Below are 18,338 nucleotides of genomic sequence, written 5' to 3' on the forward strand. Positions count from 1 at the left end.
CAAGGAGACACTCATGCACACACGCAACACCTTTCTCGGACTGCTGGGCTCGGCCCTGCTGGTCAGCGGTTTGGCCACCGGCAGCGCCCTGGCCGACACCAAAATCCGCGCCTTCGCGGGCGGGTCCGGGCAGCGCCCCGACCTGATGCGCAAGCTGTTCGACCAGTACCAGGCCAAGAACCCCGGTGTCACCATCGATATGGAAACCGGCGGTGCCACTTCGGAGCTGCAACGCCAGTACCTGGGCACCGTGCTCAACGCCAAGGACCCGTCCATCGACGTGTTCATGATCGACATCGTGAACCCCGCGCAGTATGCCGGTGCGGGCTGGATCGAGCCGCTGAACAGCTATATGGGCGATACCGCCACGGCGATGAAACCCTACCTGCCCGCCTACGCGTCGGCCAACGTGATCGACGGCAAGATCGTGGCCATGCCTGCGTTTGCCGACGCCATGTTCATGTACTACCGGCGCGACCTGCTCGAAAAACACAAGATCGCCGAGCCCAAGACCTGGGACGAGTTGGCCGCCGCCGCCACCAAGATCCAGAAGGCCGAGGGCGATGCCAACCTGCAAGGCCTGTCGATCCAGGGCGCACCGATCGAAGGCGCGGTCTGCACCTTCCTGCTGCCTTACTGGAGCCAGGGCCACGAGTTCAACGACGCCGCAGGCAAGCTCACCTTGGACAAAGCCGCCGCCGCCAAGGGCCTGAACCAGTGGCTGACCATGGTGGACCAGGGTGTCGTCAAGAAGAACGTAGCCGAAGTCAAAACGCCCGACACGGTGAACGAGTTCAAGGCCGGCCAGGTGGTGTTTGCCGTCAACTGGGGCTTTGCCTGGGACCGTTTCAAAGACGATGCCGACAGCAAGGTGGTGGGCAAGGTCGGTGTGATGCCCTTGCCCGCGGTGGCGGGTGGCAAGAGCGCCACTTGCATCGGCGGCTGGCAATGGGCCCTGAGCGCGTTCAGCAAAAACAAGCCCGAGGCGGCCAAGCTGATCAAGTTCCTGTCCAGCCCCGAAGCCAGCAAGTTCCTGGCGGTGCAGGGCTCACTGCTGCCCACCGCACTGGGGGTCTACCAGGATGCCGACGTGGTGAAAGCTGTGCCCTGGTTCAAGGATGCCGCTGCCGTCGTGGCCGCGGGCCGCAGCCGCCCGCAGTCGAAAGACTATGGCCAGGTCAGCGACATCATCCGCACCACCACCAGCGCCGTGCTGGCCCGCACCAAGAAGCCCGACGAAGGTGTGGCCGAGATCGACTCGCGCCTGCGCCGGGTCATGCGGTGATGGCTGCGCTGATGCACCCCAAAGAGAACCTACCGTGGCACTGATCAACCGTCTGCGCGACCCCAGCGACAAGACGCTGGCGGTCATGATGCTGGCTCCGGCCTTCCTGCTACTCGCACTGATCGTGGTCTACCCGATTGGCAGGCTGATCTGGAACAGCTTTTTTGACCTGCGACTCTCCGGCGGCGGCGATGCGAAATTCGTCGGGCTGGACAACTACGCCCTGGTCCTGCAAGACCCGGACTTCTGGAACGCCACAAAAAACACGGTGCTGATTACCCTGATCACCGTGCCCGGTGCGCTGGTAGTGGGCCTGGGCCTGGCGATGCTGGCCAACCTGCCGTTCAAGCGGCAATGGCCAGTGCGCCTGGCGCTGCTGCTGCCCTGGGCCTTGCCCCTGGCTTTTTGCGGTTTGATCTTCGCGTGGTTCTTCCACTCGGAGTACGGCGTGGTCAACGATGTGATGCGCCGTGCAGGCCAGCAGGCGCCGCGCATGTGGCTGCTGGAGCCGACCTGGGCCTTCGCAGCCATCTGCATCACCATTGTCTGGAAGACCAGTTCCTTCATGGCGCTGATCCTGCTGGCGGGCTTGCAGATGATCCCCAAGTCGCTGTACGAAGCGGCCGAGGTGGACGGCGCGTCCAAACTGCAGCAGTTCTGGCAGATCACCATCCCGATGCTGATGCCGTCCATCATTGTGGCGTTGATCTTCCGCACTATCACCGCGCTGCAGACCTTCGACATTCCCTACACGATGACCAAGGGCGGGCCCGGCAATTCCACCGAAACACTGGCCATGCTGATCCACAAGACCACAATCGACTACCTGGACGTGGGCTATGGCTCCACCCTGGCGGTGTTCATGTTCGTACTGTCCCTGTGCGTCACCGGTGTCTACCTCAAACGGATTGGAAACAACGCATGAACACGCTATTTGAAGGGCGCTCGCTGCGCTTCATTGCCGCCACCATGGTGGTGCTCAACGGCTTCTTTCCGGCCGTGTGGATTCTGCTGACCTCGCTGAAAACCGAGGGCGAGTTGGTGCACAAGCCCATCACCTACCTGCCGCACGAGCTGGTGCTGAGCAACTACGTGCAGGCCTTTGCCGACCAGCCGCTGCTGAAGTACCTGGGCAACAGCCTGGCAGTGGCCGGCATGTCCACCCTGGTGTCGCTGGTGGTGGCCGCGTTTGCGGCCTACGCCATCGCCCGGCTGAACATGAAGTACCGGCAACTGGTGCTGACCTGCATCGTCGCCTCCAGCATGTTCCCGCTGGTCACGCTGCTGGTGCCCATCTTCGAGACCATGCGCAACCTCAACCTGCTCAACACCTACACCGCCCTGGTGCTGCCCTACACGGTGCTGAGCCTGCCGGTGTGCACCCTGGTGCTGGTGAGCTTCTTCCAGAGCATCCCCAAGGACCTGGAAAACGCCGCCATGATCGACGGCTGCACCCGCATGGGCGCGCTGTGGCGGGTGGTGGTGCCCCTGGCCGCTCCGGGCGTTTTTACCGCGGGCATTCTGGCCTTTGTGAACGCCTGGGACGAGTTCCTGCTGGCCTTGTCGCTGAACGCCAGCGCCTCCATGCGCACCCTGCCGGTCGGCATTTCGCTGTACCAGGGGGAATTCACGTTTCCCTGGCCCGTGATCTCCGCCGCCTTGGTGGTGGCCATCGTCCCCATTGCGGTACTGATTGCAGCCTTCCAGGAACGCGTGGTCGGCGGCCTGACCCAGGGCGGCCTCAAAGGCTAAGCCCCTTCCATTGATTTCCAACCCACTGAAAGAAGACCCCATGCACTCCACTTCCAAACTGTCCATGCTGGCCGCTGGCGCACTGGCCTTTACGTCCTGCGCCATGGCGCAAAACGTCACGATGTACGGCCGCGTCGATGTCGGCCTGCAGAACATCAGCAATGGAACCACCCGCACCGGTGTGGACAGCGGCACCTACACCGCATCGCGCCTGGGCTTTCGCGGCACGGAGGACCTGGGTGGCGGACTGTCGGCCCTGTTCTTCATGGAAATGGGCATCAACGTCGACAAGGGCGAAGCTGCGGGCGGCTCACGCCTGTTCAACCGGGGCTCGTATGTGGGGCTGTCCAGCGCCAGCGCGGGCACCGTCACGCTGGGCCGCCAGTACGTACCGATCTTCTGGCCCTTCCTGTTTGCCGACGACGCAGGGCCGCTGCGCCTGCACGGCTACAGCGTGGTGCAATCCATCCAGCGCAGCAATTTGTTCAAGGCGAACAGCAGTGCGCTGAACACGCCCGTTGCCAACGGCGGCCTGGCATCGGCCAGCAGCGGCATCTACAGCGTAGGGATCACGTCGGGGTTTGAAAACAACCTGATCGTCTACAAGACACCCACCATGGGCGGTCTTACCGTGAGCGCCGCCTACGGCGCCCCCGAAGGCTATGCCGACAGCGCCAAGGTGATGGGGGCCAATGCCGAGTACCGCCAGGGCGACCTGTACCTGGGCGCGGGCTGGAACCGCAAGCAAGGCCAGGTCACCGGTGGCACGGCCCCCCAGAAGATCAACGAATCCATGGTGGGCGGGATGTACTCCGTCACCAAGGAGTTCAATGTTTGGGGCAATGTGCACGGCTGGGACCTGGAAGCCGGTGCCGTTACAGGCAACAAGTTCAAGGGCCACGACGCGATGGTGGGCGTGTCCTACAAACTGCCCACTGGCCAGCTGTGGGCCAACTATGCGGCCAAATCGGTCAACAACTGCACCGACTGCGGCTCGCGCGGCTTCGGCGTGGGCTACCACCACCTGCTGTCCAAGCGCACCGATGTCTACGCGTCTTACGGCCGCGTCAACAACGACAACAATTCCGCCAACAGCCTGAACAGCTTTGCACCCACCACGGCAGGCACTGCCGTACGCGGCATCGGCGTAGGCATTGCGCACCAGTTCTAAACCCATTTCCATTCAGATAAAGAGTCAAGCCATGGCACAGACCATTCGTTACGGCATCATCGGCTGCGGCAGCATGGGCCGCGAACACATTGAAAACCTCAAGGCCCTGGCGGGTACCCAGGTCACCGCCATTGCCGACCCGCACGCGGCCAGCCGCGCGGCGGCGCTGGAGATACTGCCCGCGGGCGTGCAGGTCTTCGAGCACCACCAGGCGCTGCTCGACAGCGGGCTGTGCGACGCGGTGGTGATCGCCACACCCAACTTCACCCACATCGAGATGATGCGCGCCGCGCTGAAAACCGACCTGCACATCCTGGTCGAAAAGCCCCTGGTCACCCGCATCGAAGACGGAGTAGAAATGGTGGCCCAAGCCCAAGGCCGCAAGGGCATCGTCTGGGTGGCGCAAGAGTACCGCTACATGCCACCGGTGGCCGAGATGATCCGCATGGCGCACGCGGGTGCGGTGGGCAAGCTGCACCAGGTAGCCATCCGCGAACACCGCGAACCCTTCTACCCCAAGGTGGACGACTGGAACCGCTTCAGCGCCAACACCGGCGGCACCCTGGTGGAGAAGTGCTGCCACTACTTCAACCTGATGGACCTGATCCTGGGCGAAAAGCCGGTGCGCGTGTTCGCCTCGGGCGGCCAGCGCGTCAACCACCTCACCGAAGAATACGGTGGCCGCCGCCCCGACATCCTGGACAGCGCCTACGTGATCGTCGAATACGCCAGCGGGGCCCGCGCCATGCTCGACCTGTGCATGTTTGCCGAGAACTCGGTGGACAACGAGCATGTGGTCATCGTCGGCGACGAAGGCAAGCTGGAATCGCTGCTGCCCTCGCTCACGCTGCGCCATGGCCGCCGCGAGGACTGGGGCCGCCGCGAAACCTGGGGCCAGCCCTCGGGCACCGGCAAGGGCGTGGCGGTACGCCGGGTGTGGGATACCAACATCAAGTACGCAGGCCAGCACTTTGGCGCTTCCTTCATCGAGCACCAGCATTTCGCCGCCGCCATCCGCAACGGCACGCCGCCCGAGATCACGCTGGAAGAAGGCCTGCGCAGCGTGGCCACCGGCCTGGCCGCGCACCGCAGCATAGAAACCGGCCGTGCCGTGCTGATGAGCGAAATACTGCCCGCAGGCTGGTGATGGCAGACCACCACGGCATCACACTGCAGGCCGGGCCGCTGCGCCTGGCCGTGCGGCCCGACCTGGGTGGCAGCCTGGCCGGGCTGTGGCACCAGGGCAGGCCGGTACTGCGCTCCACCGAGCCGGGCCTGCTGACCGGGCCCCGCCAGTCGGCCTGCTTTCCGCTGCTGCCCTATTCCAACCGGCTGGGGCATCGGCGCTTCGCGTGGCAGGGGCAGAACTACACCGCCGAGCCCAATTTCGACGACAGCCCGCACTCGCTGCACGGCGTGGGCTGGCTGCGCGCCTGGCAGGTGGTGCGCCAGACCGCTGACCACCTGGGCCTGCGCTACACCCACACCCCCGACGGCCACTGGCCGTTCGCCTTCGAGGCCGAGCAGGACATCGCACTCACACCGCAGGCACTGCGGCTGGACTTGCGGCTGCGCAACACCGACGCGCGCGAGCAGCCCGTGGGCCTGGGCTGGCACCCCTACTTTCCCCAGCGCGACGGCAGCCATCTGCAGGCGGATGTGACCAGCCGCTGGGAGCGCGATGCCCTGCTGCTGCCCACGCATGCCACGGCCCAGCAGGGCATTGATGCCTCGGTGCGCTCCGTCGACCTGGACCACTGCTTCGGCGGCTGGCCGGGTGTGGCCCTCATCCGCGACGCACAATTTGCGCTGCGCCTGTCGTCCACCCTGCCCTACCTGGTGGTATTCACGCCGCCGGGGCAGCCGCACTTCTGCGTAGAGCCAGTCAGCCATGTGAACAACGCCATCCAGCATGCAGACCCCGTGAGCCAGGGGCTGGTGGCGCTGGCACCCGGTGCCGTGGCTACCGCGTCGCTGACGCTAGACGTGGAGGCGCTGTGATGGACATCCGAGCTCTCCCCGTGCCCGCCAACCTGCTGGGCGAATCGCCCCTGTGGCACCCGCTGGAACAGGTGTTGTACTGGTGCGACATTCCAGGGCGGCAGTTGCACCGCTTCGACCCCGCGTCCCAGCAGCACCACCAATGGGCTTTCCATACCGAAGTCGCCTGCTGCGCAGCGCGTGCCCAAGGCGGCCTGCTGCTGGCCCTGCGCGACGGGCTGTGGCATTTCAACCCCGAAGGCGGCAGCCGTATCCAGGTGGCCGCTGCGCCCTACCCGCAGGCCACCGAGCGCTTCAACGACGGCAAGGTGGACGCGCAAGGCCGCTTCTGGTGCGGCACCATCCACGAGCCACGCGATACGCCCAGCGCCAGCCTGTACCGCTGGGCCGATGGCCAGCTGCAGCGGGCCGCGGGCGACATCACCGTCAGCAACGGCCTGGCCTGGAGCCCATCAGGCCGCACCCTGTACTGGGCCGACACCCCGGCGCACGTGGTCTATGCCTGCGACTTCGATATGCAGCAAGGCAGCCTGTCGCACCGGCGGCCGTTTGCCCGTTTCACCCCGCGCGATCCGGCTACAGACCTGGCGCACTACCGTGGTCGCCCGGACGGTGCCACCGTTGATGCCGAAGGCTGCTACTGGGTGGCGATGTTTGAAGGCGCCTGCCTGCAACGCTTCTCGCCCCAGGGCGAGCTGCTGCACATCCTGCCCCTGCCGGTGCGCTGCCCCACCATGCCCTGCTTTGGCGGGCCGGACCTGCGCACCCTGTTCATCACCACCTCCCGCGAGAAGCGGCCCGCGCAGGAACTGGCCGACATGCCTTGGTCCGGCCAGGTGCTGCACCTGCGCGTGGAGGTTCCCGGCCTTGCCACCCACTTCGTGAATTCACCATGACCCACGCCACCACCTACTACCCCTCCCTCAAAAGCCGCGTTGTCTTCATCTCGGGCGGCAGCTCCGGCATCGGTGCCGAACTGGTGCGCGCCTTTGCCGCCCAGGGCGCGCAGGTGGCCTTTTGCGGCCTGCGCTCCGACGGCGGCCAGCCGCTGGTCGAAGAAATCACCGCCGCCGGACACCCCACCCCCTTCTTCGCCCCCTGCGACGTGCGCGATGTGGAGGCCTACCAGGCGCTGCTGGCCGATGTCATCCAGCGCCTGGGCCCCATCCGCGTGCTGGTCAACAACGCCGGGCGCGACGACCGCCACGCCATGGAAGACGTGACCTCGGCGATGTGGGACGAGCGCCTGGCGCTGAACCTCAAACACTACTTCTTCGCCATCCAGGCCGTGGCCCCGGGCATGGCTGCTGCCGGAGGCGGCTCCATCATCAACATGGGTTCGGTGTCGTGGATGCGCGGCCGCCCCAACCTGGTGGGCTATACCACCGCCAAGGCCGGCATCCTGGGCCTGACCCGCACCCTGGCGCGCGAGCTGGGCGCGCGCAACATCCGCGTCAACGCCATCGTGCCCGGTGCCATCGTCACCGAGCGGCAAACCACGCTGCACCGCGACCCGGCCGCCGACCAGCAGTTCCTGGACGCGCAGTGCCTGAAGATCCGCCTCGACCCCGGCCACGTGGCCCGCCCCACGCTGTTCATGGCCGCCGACGACAGCGACGGCATGACCGGCCAGCACGTGCTGGTCGATGCCGGTATCGCCCAGCAATCCGTGATTTCCTGAAACCGTATGACCACCATGACCTCCCCCCTGGCACTGCTGAACGACCCCACCCTGCTCCAAACCGACGGCCTGATCGGGGCCGAATGGGTCGCCGCAGCGCAGCGCTTTACCGTGCACGACCCCGCCACCGGCCTGCCGCTGGCCTCCGTTGCCAACCTCGATGCCAGCCACGCGTTGCAGGCCGTGGCGGCCGCCGAGGCCGCAGGCCCGGCCTGGCGCGCCCGCCCGGCCAAGGAACGCGCCAGCCTGATGCTGCGCTGGTTCCATCTGGTCCACCAGCACGCCGACGACCTGGCCCGGCTGATGACGGCAGAGCAGGGCAAGCCCCTGGCCGAATCGCGCGGCGAGGTAGCCTTTGGTGCCAGCTTCATCGAGTGGTTTGCCGAGGAATCGCGGCGCATCTACGGCGAGACCATTCCCACCACCGACCCCGACAAGCGCTACCTGGTGATCCGCCAGCCCATTGGCGTGTGCGCGGCCATCACGCCGTGGAACTTCCCCATCGCCATGGTCACCCGCAAGCTGGCCCCGGCCCTGGCCGCTGGCTGCACCGTGGTGCTCAAGCCCGCCGAGCAAACCCCGCTGTGCGCGCTGGCGCTGGCCGGGCTGGCGCAGCGCGCCGGTCTGCCGCCGGGGGTCATCAACGTGGTGCCCGGCGATGGTGCCAACTCCATCGCCATTGGCCGCGCCTGGTGCGAGAACGATGCCGTGCGCCACCTGTCGTTCACCGGCAGCACCGAGGTGGGCCGCATCCTGATGCGCCAGTGCGCGCCCAGCATCAAGAAGCTGTCGCTGGAGCTGGGTGGCAATGCGCCCTTCATCGTCTTTGACGATGCCGATCTGGATGCCGCCGTGGAAGGCGCCATGGCCAGCAAGTACCGCAACGCCGGGCAAACCTGCGTCTGCGCCAACCGCTTCTATGTGCAAGACAGCGTGTACGACCGCTTCGTGGACAAACTCGCCGCCAAGGCCCGCGCCATCCAGGTCGGCAACGGCTTCGACGCGGGCGTGCAGCAAGGCCCGCTGATCGATGCCGACGCACTGGCCAAGGTAGAAGCCCACGTACAGGACGCGCTGGCCCTGGGCGCGCGCCTGGTCTGCGGCGGCGCACGCGTGGGCGAGCGCAGCTACGCCCCCACGGTGCTGGCCGATGCCACGGCCGCCATGCTGTGCGCCCGCGAGGAAACCTTTGGCCCCATGGCGCCGGTGTTCCGCTTCCATACCGAGGCCGAAGTGATCGCCCTGGCCAACGCCACCGAGGCCGGGCTGGCCAGCTACTTCTACAGCCGCGACATCGGCCGCATTTTCCGCGTGGGCGAGGCGCTGGAGTACGGCATGGTGGGGGTCAACACCGGGCTGATTTCCACCGCCGAGGTGCCGTTTGGCGGTGTCAAGCAGTCGGGCCTGGGCCGCGAGGGATCGCGCCACGGCATGGACGACTACGTGGAGCTGAAATACCTGTGCCTGGCGGGCATGGCATCCTAGTACTCAGGCACGTAAGTAGAGGAACAAAATGAAAGTGATGATTTCGCGCGCAGGCCTAGGCGCAAAACGCAGACATAGCTCTGGCTATGGCGAGGCTTTGCAACGACGGGATGGGTGCGAAAGCGCGCTTTCATGTTCCGATACTTGCGTGGCTGAGTACTAGGCCCATGACCTTATCGCAGCACCTGCTTTTTCTGCTCTGCGCGGCCACCGCAGGCTATGTGCAGAACCTCACCGGCTTCGCCTTCGGGCTGGTGCTGCTGGGCCTGGTGGGCCTGCTGGGCGTGGCCTCGATTGCCGACGTGGCCAATGTGGTCAGCATGCTCACGCTGGTCAATGCCGCGGTGCTGTACTACGCCACACGGCCCAAGTTCGAGACCCGCATCCTGCTGCCCACGCTGGCAGCCAGCCAAGTGGGCGTGGTGGCGGGCGTGCTGCTGGTGAACTGGCTCAGCAGCGGCCTGGTGGTGGTGCTGGGCCTGTTGCTGGGCCTGACCATCATTGGCTGCGCGGCGTTGCTGGCCCGCACCGCGCAGGCCCTGGCACAGCGCTCGTCGACCACCAGCTTCGTGGCGGTGGGGCTTGTCTCCGGGGTGCTGGGCGGGCTGTTTTCTACCGCCGGGCCGCCGCTGGTGTACCACCTGTACCGGCAGCCCCTGCCCCAGCGTGCCATCCGCGACACCCTGGTGGCCATTTTTGCCGCCAACGCGGTGCTGCGCCTGGGCATGATGCTGCCCACCGGGCATGTCAGCAGCAACGCCCTGCTACTGAGCCTGGAGACGGTGCCGCTGGTGCTGCTGCAAACCGGGTGGATGGCCCGCCACCCGTCGCGCTTGCAGCCCGCCACGGTCAAACGCATCGTCTGCCTGCTGCTGGCGCTGGTGGGTTGCAGCCTGGTGGCTTCGTCCTTGCACGCCCTGCACATTTTTAGATAAAAAGTGGCTCCTGCGCTTATTCCACCAGCACAAGCAGCTTCTATTTTTGTAGCAAGCCTGTTTTGCGGCGCTGCAGGCCCCCCATCACGCCCAGGCCCAGCAGCACCAGCGCCAGGCTTTCAGGCTCGGGAATCTGCTGCTGGGTGAAGGTGGCACCCAGGTCGGCATCGCTGAGGGCAAAGACGAAGATCTTGTTGTCGCCCGCCAGGCCCGGCACAAAGTCGTTGTCGTTGGCCACGTACAAGGTGTGCGACAGCACGCCGTCCAGGGTGATGTCGTCGCCGAACGCCAAGCCTTCGATCTTGGACGGGATCTGGTCGGCGGCAATGCCGTTGGCGGTGAGCACATTCACCAGGTCCAGCACCAGGGTCTTCTTGACTGCGGCGGCTTTCAGCGCGGCCTGGTCGGCGGCAGATCCGGTGAGGCTGCCCACGTCGGTGGCACCGGCCAGGTCGATGCGAAAGAGCTGCTTGACCACGGCGGTGCTGCCGTCGCCCAGGCCCTTGCCGTCGCGCTCGTCCACCAGGAACTGGTGGTTGTTCAGTGCCACGATTTCGCTCACGCCGGAGCCGGTGGTGAGCTGGTAGGCGTATTCGTGCGTGGCGCCGGTGGCGATGTCGATGGTGACGATGCGCACCATCTTGTTTTTGTCCTGCTCCAGCGAGGCCTGCATGATGCCGATCAGCGTGGTGCCGTCGGGCGAGATCGCCAGGCCTTCCATGCCCTTGTTGGTCACCCGGCCCGTGGTGTTGCCCGCGATTTCCACCGCGCCCTGGGCGCTGAGGGTGCTGATGGCCAGGTTGTTGGGCAGGGCAAAGGTTTTGAGACGCTGGCCGGTGGCGCGGTCGAACTGGTACACAAAGGGGCCGTATTCGTCCGAGATGAACACGCTCTTGCCGTCTTTGGAGACGCGCACCGCCTCGGGGTCGAGCCGGGCGTTGTTCGGGCTGGTGGAGGGCTGGCTGGCATCGAAATTGTCCGAGCGGCCGGTGAAGTAGTTGACCCCGGCGCTGTTCTGCACCGGTGCGCCGTTCGGCAGGCCTGCCGCCGTGCCGCTGCCGTAGACCAGCGGGCTGGCGCTGCTGAGCAGCGTGGTGGCGGTGAGCGTGGGGGTCAGGGTGTAGGGCAGCTTGCCCGAGGCGGTGGCCGCCAGGTCCAGCTTCAGGGTCTGGAAGCGGGCGATGTAGGAGGTGGTGTCGTCCACCTGGCTGTTGTAGGCGGTGGCGTTGGGGCCGCGGTCGGGCGTGGCCACAAAGGTGTTGCCACCGGCCCAGGCCAGGCCGGAACCCAGGCCGCCCAGTACATTGCCGGCCAGGCCGTTTTCCAGGGTGCCGGTCAGGCCCGACAGGTCGGCGCTACCGCCCAGGGTGCCGATGGCGATCAGCGTGGGCGTGGCCTGTGCGGCCGTGGCGGCGAACAACGAGGCAAGGACGAGCGAAAGGATGGAGGTGCGGTGCATGGTGCGTAGGGTTGGTTAACACCCGCAAGGACGCTGCGGGCCAACCCGGCAGCGTAGGCACCTCCCGTGACCGTGTGATGACTTACTGCCGCGCGGTGCGGATGTTGGCGGGCAGCGTGCCCGGGTGGCTGGTGCGGAACGGGTTGATGTCCAGCCCGCCGCGGCGCGTGTAGCGGGCGTAGACCGTCAGCTTGATGGGCTGGCAGCGGGTCCAGAGTTCCATGAAGATGCGCTCCACGCACTGCTCGTGGAATTCGTTGTGGTTGCGAAAACTCACCAAATATTTGAGCAGCCCGGCCTGGTCGATCTGCGGGCCGCTGTAGCGGATCTGTACGCTGCCCCAGTCGGGCTGTCCGGTGACCAGGCAGTTGCTTTTGAGCAGGTTGCTGGTCAGCACCTCGGACACCGGGGCTTCAAGCAGCGCGGCGCTGAGCAGCGTGGGGTCGGGGCTGTAGGTGTCGAAATCCATGTCCAGCCGGTCCAGGCTCAGGCCGTCGAGCTCGTGCACCGGTTCACGGTCAAACATCTCAGGCAGCAGGACACGCACGCCCACGCTGGCCGGTGTGTCGCTGCCGCGCCAGGCGGCTTCGCTGATGTCGGTGCGGATGCGGGCCTGCACCGCGGCGGCATCGGCAAAGCGGGTGTTGTTGAAGCTGTTCAGGTAGAGCTTGAAGGACTTGCTCTCCACGATGTTGGGCGTTTCGCAGGGCACGGTGATGTGCGCTAGCGCCACCTGCGGCTTGCCGCGCAGGTTCAACCAGCTCAACTCAAACGCCGTCCACAGGTCGGCCCCGAAGAACGGCGTGGTGGTGTCGGTCAGGCCGATTTCGGCGCGCTTGGTGGCGCGGGGAATGGGGAACAGCAGCGAAGCATCGTACTGGTCGATGTAGGCCGAGGATTTGCCCAGCTGGGACTGGTCGGGGGTGTTGGCATTGCTCACAGGGGTTTACTCTCTATTTGATAGCTGCTCACGCTTATTGGACAAGCACAGGCAGCCTATTTGATCAATTAAATTCGTGCTGCCGCAACCATTTGGTGGCGATCCACTTTTCGCCCGCCAGCACCGGCGCGCCGCCGTGCAGGCTCTGGCTGCAGGGGTGGGGCCGGTCGTAGCTGAAGAACACGGCGTTGCCGCGCTGCGGGGCCACTTCCAGTTGCACATCCGGAAACAACGTCGCACCGCCCAGCTCGGGGGACTGCAGGTAGATGATCAGCGTGGCCACGCGCTGGCCGCCGCGCTCCAGGATGTGGGGGGTGCCCGGCTCGTGCGGGTCAAAGTAGTCGTAGTGCGGCTTGTACTCCGCGCCCGGCTGGTACTGCAACACCTGCAGGCCTTCGCCATGGGTCTCGGGCCACTGCAGCAGGTGGGCGATGCGGGATTCGATGCGCTGGATGAGGGGGTTTTCGCCGCGCTGGAAAAACATGCCGTCGCTGGTGCGGTCGACGTGCACTTCTTCGCCGCCGCTTTGGGTTTCCACCGTCAGCGAGCGGCTCAGGCGCGGGCGCGCCAGTTCCACCAGCGCGTCGCATTCTTCGTCGCTGAGCAGGCCGCCCAGCACCACCAGCCGCGGAATGCGCAGCACCGACAGCACCGCCACCTGGCGGTCGCCCGCGTCCAGCCACAGCGGCGAGCCGTCCAGCGCAGGGCTGGGCACCGGGGCCGCTGCGGGCTTGGGGGCCTGGTGCTGGTGGGCGGCCATCGTGGCGTGCAGGGTGGCTGCCGCCACCGCTTCGTCCCAACCCGACGCCAGCATGGACGCCAGCACCACGTCGGGTGCAAACCCGGCATCGGCCTGCTCGACGATCCATTTGCGCAGCGCGGGGGTGGCGGTCTGTGCGGCGGCACCGGGTTTAGGCATGGGCGGCTCCATTGCGTCTAAACACCAGCCGGTCGGGCTCGGAGCGGGCCGCATCAAAACCATACCCCTCCCGATCGAAGCCCTGCAGCTGCCCGGGCAGGCTCAGGCGGTGCTCGGCGGCAAACCGTACCATCAGTCCGCGCGCGCGTTTGGCCATGAAGCTGATGACCTTGTACTGGCCGTTGCTGCGCAGCTCTTCAAACACGCACTCGACCACCCGGGCCTTGAGCGCCTTGCGGTCCACCGCCTTGAAATACTCTTGCGAGGCCAGGTTCACCACCACCGGCGTGGCATCGGCGCGCAGGCGCTGGTTCAGGTAGACCGATATCTGCGTGCCCCAGAACTTGTACAGGTTAGCCCCCTGCGGGTTGGCCAGCCGGGTGCCCATCTCCAGCCGGTAGGGTTGCATCCAGTCCAGCGGGCGCAGCACGCCGTACAGGCCGCTGAGGATGCACAGGTGCTCCTGCGTCCAGGCCAGCGCGTCGGCGGGCAGGCTGGCGGCGTTCAGCCCACCGTAGACATCGCCATTGAAGGCCAGTACCGCCTGCTTGGCGTTGCGGGCGGTGAAGGTGGGGCTCCAGGCCTGGTAGCGGGCCACGTTCAGGGCCGACAAGGCATCGCTGAGGTGCATCAGCTCGGCAATTTGCAGGGGTGACTTCTCGCGCAGCAGCGCAATCAACTGGGCCGACTGCCGGGTAAACAAGGGCTGGGTGTGGTGCTGGCCCGTGGCGGGCGTTTCAAAGTCCAGGGCCTTGGCAGGCGACAACAAAAACAACATGGGCAAACATCCTTTGCCGCCATTATCGGACGCAACCCCGCAGGCGTGCCCGGGCCCCGCCTGCCGTTTTGCCCCCGGCATATAACAATCCAAGGGGAAGTGCTAGGATATTTGCACCCGCGTCCATTTATGGAACACCCCGCCCAGGCGCTGAGATGCCTTTATCTACCTGCGAAAAATGACATCGCTCTCCAGCCAGTTACTGAGACGCGTTTTTGCATGGTATCTGGTGCTGGTATTGACGACTTCATTGGTGCAGCTTTATTTCGTATACCAATCGATAGACAAAAATATCAGGGCGGAAATATTAAATATTGAAACAGCGTTTGTGCCCGGCATGCGGCAGGCTGTGTGGAATTTCGACCCGGAGATGATCGAGGTGCTGGCCAAAGGCGCGGCGCGGGCCTCGGTGGTTACCGGGCTGGTGGTGGTGGACAAGGAAGGCGTGGTCCAGACCACCCAAGGCCGGGTACCCACCACGGCCGACAACAGCGCCCTGCCCTTTTGGCAACGAACGGCAGTGCGCACCATCGCCCTGCAGTCCTTGGGCAGCGGCAACGGCAACACCAATGGCCTGGACGCCATTGGCACCATCCGCATCTACACCCATTTTTCGGTGATTTTCGAGCGGCTGACCTCCAGTCTGCTGGCCTTGGCCACCAATGCCCTGCTGGTGGGCCTGGGGCTGTGGGTGGTGCTGGCCTTGTCGATCAACCGGGTGCTGTCGCGCCCGCTGGTGGCATTGACCCAGGCGGTGACCTCTCTGAATATGGCCGCCGATCCGTCCAAGTACCAGAACATCCCCTACCCGGACAAAAATGAACTGGGGGTATTGGTGGCGGCACTCAACAGCCTGTGGCTGCGCCTGCTGGAGGCCAAAGAATCGCTGGAAGCCACGGTCGACAACCGCACCCAGGAGCTCAAGGCCACCAGCCAGCAGCTGGCCCTGCGGGCCGGGCAACTGGAACGCAGCGCAGAGCAGCTGCGGCGCATTCTGGAAGACAGCCCGATTGCGGTACGTATCCTGACGCTGGACAAGAAATTTGTGTTTGCCAACAAGCGGTTTTACGACCTGTTCAATGGCGGCAGCAGCACCGTCTCCCGCACCGACATGGAGTACATCTACAAAAACAAGGAAGACTATTACACCCTGGCCCGGATGATCCGCATCTCCGGAACGGCCGGCCCGCCGCGCCTGATGGAGTTCATCAAATCCGACGGCACGACGTTTTGGTCCATGACGACGGTGGTGAAAGTCCATTACGACGATACCGAATGCTCACTGGGCTGGTTTTTTGATGTGACCGAACTGCGCCAGGCCCGCGAAGCCGCCGAAGCCGCCACCGAGGTCAAAGCCAATTTCCTGGCCAATATGAGCCATGAAATCCGCACCCCCATGAACGGCATTATTGGTTTGAGCCGACTGGCGCTGAAAACCGATTTGAATCCCAAGCAGCTGGATTACCTCCAGAAAATCCAAAGCTCGGGCAACCATTTGCTCGGCATCATCAACGATATTCTGGATTTTTCCAAAATCGAGGCGGGCAAACTCAATATCGAAAACATCGATTTCTCGCTGGGCCATATTCTGGACGACATTGCCGACATGATGGCCGAGAAAGTCCAGCTCAAGGGGCTGGAGTTTTCGGTAGACATCGACGCAAGCGTGCCACCCGTGCTGGTCGGCGACCCGCTGCGGCTGCGGCAAATCCTGCTGAACTACTGCAACAACGCCCTCAAATTCACCGAGACCGGCCACATCCGGCTGGTCGCGCGCGGCAAGATGGCATCGGCCACCAGCGTGCTGTTGCGCTGCACGGTGGAAGACACCGGCATCGGCATGGCCCCGGCGCAGCAAAGCCAGCTGTTCCAAAGCTTTTCGCAGGTGGATGCGTCCATCACCCGGCGCTTTGGTGGCACCGGCCTGGGGCTGGCAATTTGCAAGCACCTGGCGGGGTTGATGGGCGGCTCGGTGGGGCTGGACTCCAGCCTGGGCCAGGGCAGCAGCTTCTGGTTTACCGCCCTGCTGGGGGTGGTCCAGGCCCAACCGTCGGCCAGCCCGCACACCGCCACGCCCGTGGCAGACGACAACCCTGCGAACCTGGCGGCTCTGGCAGGCGCGCGCATCCTGCTGGTGGAAGACAACGAAATCAACCAGATGGTGGCGGCCGAGCTGCTGCAGTCCACCGGGTTTGTGGTGGCGATTGCCGAGAACGGCCAGATCGCCGTAGACATGGTGCAGGCCCAGGCCTATGACATCGTGCTGATGGACATGCAAATGCCGGTGATGGATGGCCTGACGGCGACCCGCGCGATCCGCCAGATCCGCCGCCTCGACCACCTGCCCATCGTGGCCATGACCGCCAACGCCATGCAGCAAGACGCCGAGCGCTGTGCCGCCGCTGGCATGCAGGACTTTGTGACCAAGCCCATCGAACCGCTGCGCCTGTGGGCCGCCCTGCTGCGCTGGGTCAAGCTGCCGCAAGGCCTGGCGCGGCCGGTCGCCCCCGCGTCGGCAGTGGCGCTGGACACGCCAGAGCCCGAGCTGCCGAATGTGCCAGGCCTGGACATCGCTGCGGGCCTGAACCGCGTGGCGGGCAACCGCAAGCTCTACGCTTCGCTGCTGCAGCGCTTTGCCCAGGGGCAAAAATCCCTGGTGGCCCAGGTGCAGGCAGCGCTGGAGGCGGACGACTGGGCGCTGGCCGAGCGCCTGGCCCACACCGCCAAAGGCGTGGCCGGCAATATCGGCGCGCTACCGATCCAGCAACTGGCGCAACCGCTGGAAGCTGCGATTGCTGCGCGCAGCCCGCGCGCGCAGATCGATGCGCTCTTGCATGCCCTCGATGTGCCACTGCAAGCCCTGGTGGCCCATCTGGCCCATCTGGCCCCGCTCGACGGCGCGGCAGCACCTGCAGCCCAACTCCACCCACCACCAGTGGATCCGCGGCAGGCACGCTTTTTGTGCGCGCAGCTCGAAACCCTGCTCCTGGACAGCGATGCCGACAGCATCCATTTTCTGCAACAGCACGCCAGCAGCTTGCGCCAGGTGCTGGGGACACAGTTTGAAGCTTTGGAAAAAACCATTGGGGATTTTGATTTCGATGCAGCCACGCAGTGTCTACAACACGCGATGAAGGCGTAAGCTGTTGCAATTTGTCACCCACTCAAAGGAAATCGCCATGCGCATCCCATTGGTTTCTCTGGTCCTGCTCGGCGCGGCGGCCGCGGGGCATGCGGCGGTGCAAATGGCCACGTTTCCCATTCCCGGGCATGTGGAAAGCGACACCAAGGGCCTGTTTATCGAGCTGGTCCGCGAAGTGGCCAAACAGGCGCAGACCGACATCCAGATCCAGGTCATGCCGCCACCCCGGGCGGTACAAGGCTTTTTGGGCGGCAGCTTCGGCGGCCTGTTTCCGGCGCTGGATGTCAACTTTGCGGCCAACCAGCCCATCGCCCGTACCAGCGAATCCATCGACTGCAAAGAAGATTTCGTTTTCACCAAAAAGGGCAGTCCGTTCCTGAAAACCCTGGCGGACCTGAAAGGCAAGCGCGTGGGCATCACCCGCGGCTACCCCTACGCGCGCGAGGTCACCGACAGCAGCGCCTTCGCGGTCGAGACCGCCAACACCGACGAGGCCAACATCCAAAAGCTGGTGGCCGGGTACCTGGACGCCTTTGTGCTCGACGAAAAGACCGGCCTCAAGGCGTTCGAGAAACTGGGCATGGCAGCGCAGATGCAGTACGCCGCCAAGGTGCCGGTGTCACGGCAAGACGTGTACTACGCGTTCCAGAACACCGCCGAGGGCAAAGACCTGGCCGACAAGTTCTCGCAGGCCCTGAAAAAAATGAAGCAGAGCGGCCAGTTCCAGAAGATCACCCAGGGCATCACTTTCGCCCACGGCTGCGCCAAGGCAAACTAGACCGAACGATCG

General features: G+C 65.1%; 17 protein-coding genes. 13 read left to right on the forward strand and 4 right to left on the reverse strand.

From position 1 onward, the window contains the following. The first annotated feature begins 13 nt into the window (after window positions 1–13). The 10 genes from AB3G31_RS16025 to AB3G31_RS16070 all read left to right on the forward strand — a co-directional run bounded on the left by AB3G31_RS16025 (window position 14) and on the right by AB3G31_RS16070 (window position 10,310). On the forward strand, window positions 14–1,285 hold the full coding sequence (locus AB3G31_RS16025; protein ID WP_367847080.1) for an ABC transporter substrate-binding protein: 1,272 nt from the start codon (window positions 14–16) through the stop codon (window positions 1,283–1,285). A gap of 34 nt (window positions 1,286–1,319) precedes the next feature. Next, window positions 1,320–2,210, forward strand: a complete 891-nt coding sequence (locus AB3G31_RS16030; RefSeq protein WP_367847081.1) for a carbohydrate ABC transporter permease — start codon at window positions 1,320–1,322, stop codon at window positions 2,208–2,210. Continuing rightward, window positions 2,207–3,037 (forward strand): carbohydrate ABC transporter permease, encoded by an 831-nt coding sequence (locus AB3G31_RS16035; protein WP_367847082.1) that lies wholly within the window; start codon window positions 2,207–2,209, stop codon window positions 3,035–3,037. Before AB3G31_RS16030 ends, AB3G31_RS16035 begins: the two co-directional genes overlap by 4 nt. 40 nt (window positions 3,038–3,077) lie before the next feature. Then, complete coding sequence (locus AB3G31_RS16040; RefSeq protein ID WP_367847083.1) at window positions 3,078–4,208, forward strand: porin; 1,131 nt, start codon at window positions 3,078–3,080, stop codon at window positions 4,206–4,208. 31 nt (window positions 4,209–4,239) lie between these two features. Then, window positions 4,240–5,355: a Gfo/Idh/MocA family protein gene (locus tag AB3G31_RS16045; RefSeq protein ID WP_367847084.1), complete on the forward strand. Its 1,116-nt coding sequence runs from the start codon at window positions 4,240–4,242 to the stop codon at window positions 5,353–5,355. Further along, entirely contained in the window at window positions 5,355–6,209 is an 855-nt protein-coding gene (locus AB3G31_RS16050; RefSeq protein WP_367847085.1) for an aldose 1-epimerase, read from the forward strand. Before AB3G31_RS16045 ends, AB3G31_RS16050 begins: the two co-directional genes overlap by 1 nt. Next, a complete protein-coding gene (locus AB3G31_RS16055) occupies window positions 6,209–7,105 on the forward strand; it encodes an SMP-30/gluconolactonase/LRE family protein (protein WP_367847086.1) in 897 nt (298 codons plus the stop codon). Before AB3G31_RS16050 ends, AB3G31_RS16055 begins: the two co-directional genes overlap by 1 nt. Then, window positions 7,102–7,890, forward strand: a complete 789-nt coding sequence (locus tag AB3G31_RS16060; protein ID WP_367847087.1) for an SDR family NAD(P)-dependent oxidoreductase — start codon at window positions 7,102–7,104, stop codon at window positions 7,888–7,890. Before AB3G31_RS16055 ends, AB3G31_RS16060 begins: the two co-directional genes overlap by 4 nt. A gap of 6 nt (window positions 7,891–7,896) precedes the next feature. Next, window positions 7,897–9,375, forward strand: a complete 1,479-nt coding sequence (locus AB3G31_RS16065) for an NAD-dependent succinate-semialdehyde dehydrogenase (RefSeq protein ID WP_367847088.1) — start codon at window positions 7,897–7,899, stop codon at window positions 9,373–9,375. Between the two features lie 167 nt (window positions 9,376–9,542). Next, window positions 9,543–10,310, forward strand: coding sequence for a TSUP family transporter (locus tag AB3G31_RS16070; protein WP_367847089.1), 768 nt, complete (start codon window positions 9,543–9,545; stop codon window positions 10,308–10,310). Window positions 10,311–10,350: 40 nt separating this feature from the next. Here AB3G31_RS16070 and AB3G31_RS16075 read toward each other — a convergent pair whose 3' ends face one another. From AB3G31_RS16075 to yaaA, 4 genes are all read right to left on the reverse strand, one after another. Further along, the gene (locus AB3G31_RS16075) at window positions 10,351–11,769 is read right to left on the reverse strand and encodes an esterase-like activity of phytase family protein (RefSeq protein ID WP_367847090.1); all 1,419 of its coding nucleotides are present in this window, start codon (window positions 11,767–11,769) and stop codon (window positions 10,351–10,353) included. A gap of 82 nt (window positions 11,770–11,851) precedes the next feature. Further along, window positions 11,852–12,709 (reverse strand): NADPH-dependent 7-cyano-7-deazaguanine reductase QueF, encoded by an 858-nt coding sequence (gene queF / locus AB3G31_RS16080; protein WP_367847091.1) that lies wholly within the window; start codon window positions 12,707–12,709, stop codon window positions 11,852–11,854. Between the two features lie 64 nt (window positions 12,710–12,773). Continuing rightward, a complete protein-coding gene (locus AB3G31_RS16085; protein ID WP_367847092.1) occupies window positions 12,774–13,628 on the reverse strand; it encodes a 2OG-Fe(II) oxygenase in 855 nt (284 codons plus the stop codon). Beyond that, the gene (gene yaaA / locus AB3G31_RS16090) at window positions 13,621–14,406 is read right to left on the reverse strand and encodes a peroxide stress protein YaaA (RefSeq protein WP_367847093.1); all 786 of its coding nucleotides are present in this window, start codon (window positions 14,404–14,406) and stop codon (window positions 13,621–13,623) included. The genes AB3G31_RS16085 and yaaA overlap by 8 nt, the downstream gene beginning before the upstream one ends. A 129-nt stretch (window positions 14,407–14,535) precedes the next feature. On the opposite strand from yaaA, the gene AB3G31_RS16095 reads away from it, so the two are divergent. Genes AB3G31_RS16095 through AB3G31_RS16105 form a run of 3 tightly spaced genes read left to right on the forward strand, consistent with a single transcriptional unit; the run spans window position 14,536 to window position 18,326 of the window. Next, the gene (locus AB3G31_RS16095) at window positions 14,536–14,724 is read left to right on the forward strand and encodes a hypothetical protein (RefSeq protein WP_367847094.1); all 189 of its coding nucleotides are present in this window, start codon (window positions 14,536–14,538) and stop codon (window positions 14,722–14,724) included. 19 nt (window positions 14,725–14,743) lie between these two features. Then, complete coding sequence (locus tag AB3G31_RS16100) at window positions 14,744–17,548, forward strand: response regulator (protein ID WP_367847095.1); 2,805 nt, start codon at window positions 14,744–14,746, stop codon at window positions 17,546–17,548. Between the two features lie 37 nt (window positions 17,549–17,585). Further along, window positions 17,586–18,326: a substrate-binding periplasmic protein gene (locus tag AB3G31_RS16105; RefSeq protein WP_367847096.1), complete on the forward strand. Its 741-nt coding sequence runs from the start codon at window positions 17,586–17,588 to the stop codon at window positions 18,324–18,326. Window positions 18,327–18,338 lie beyond the last annotated feature (12 nt).

Origin of the sequence: Rhodoferax sp. WC2427, assembly GCF_040822085.1 — a bacterium.
Taxonomy (GTDB): Bacteria; Pseudomonadota; Gammaproteobacteria; order Burkholderiales; family Burkholderiaceae_C; genus Rhodoferax_B.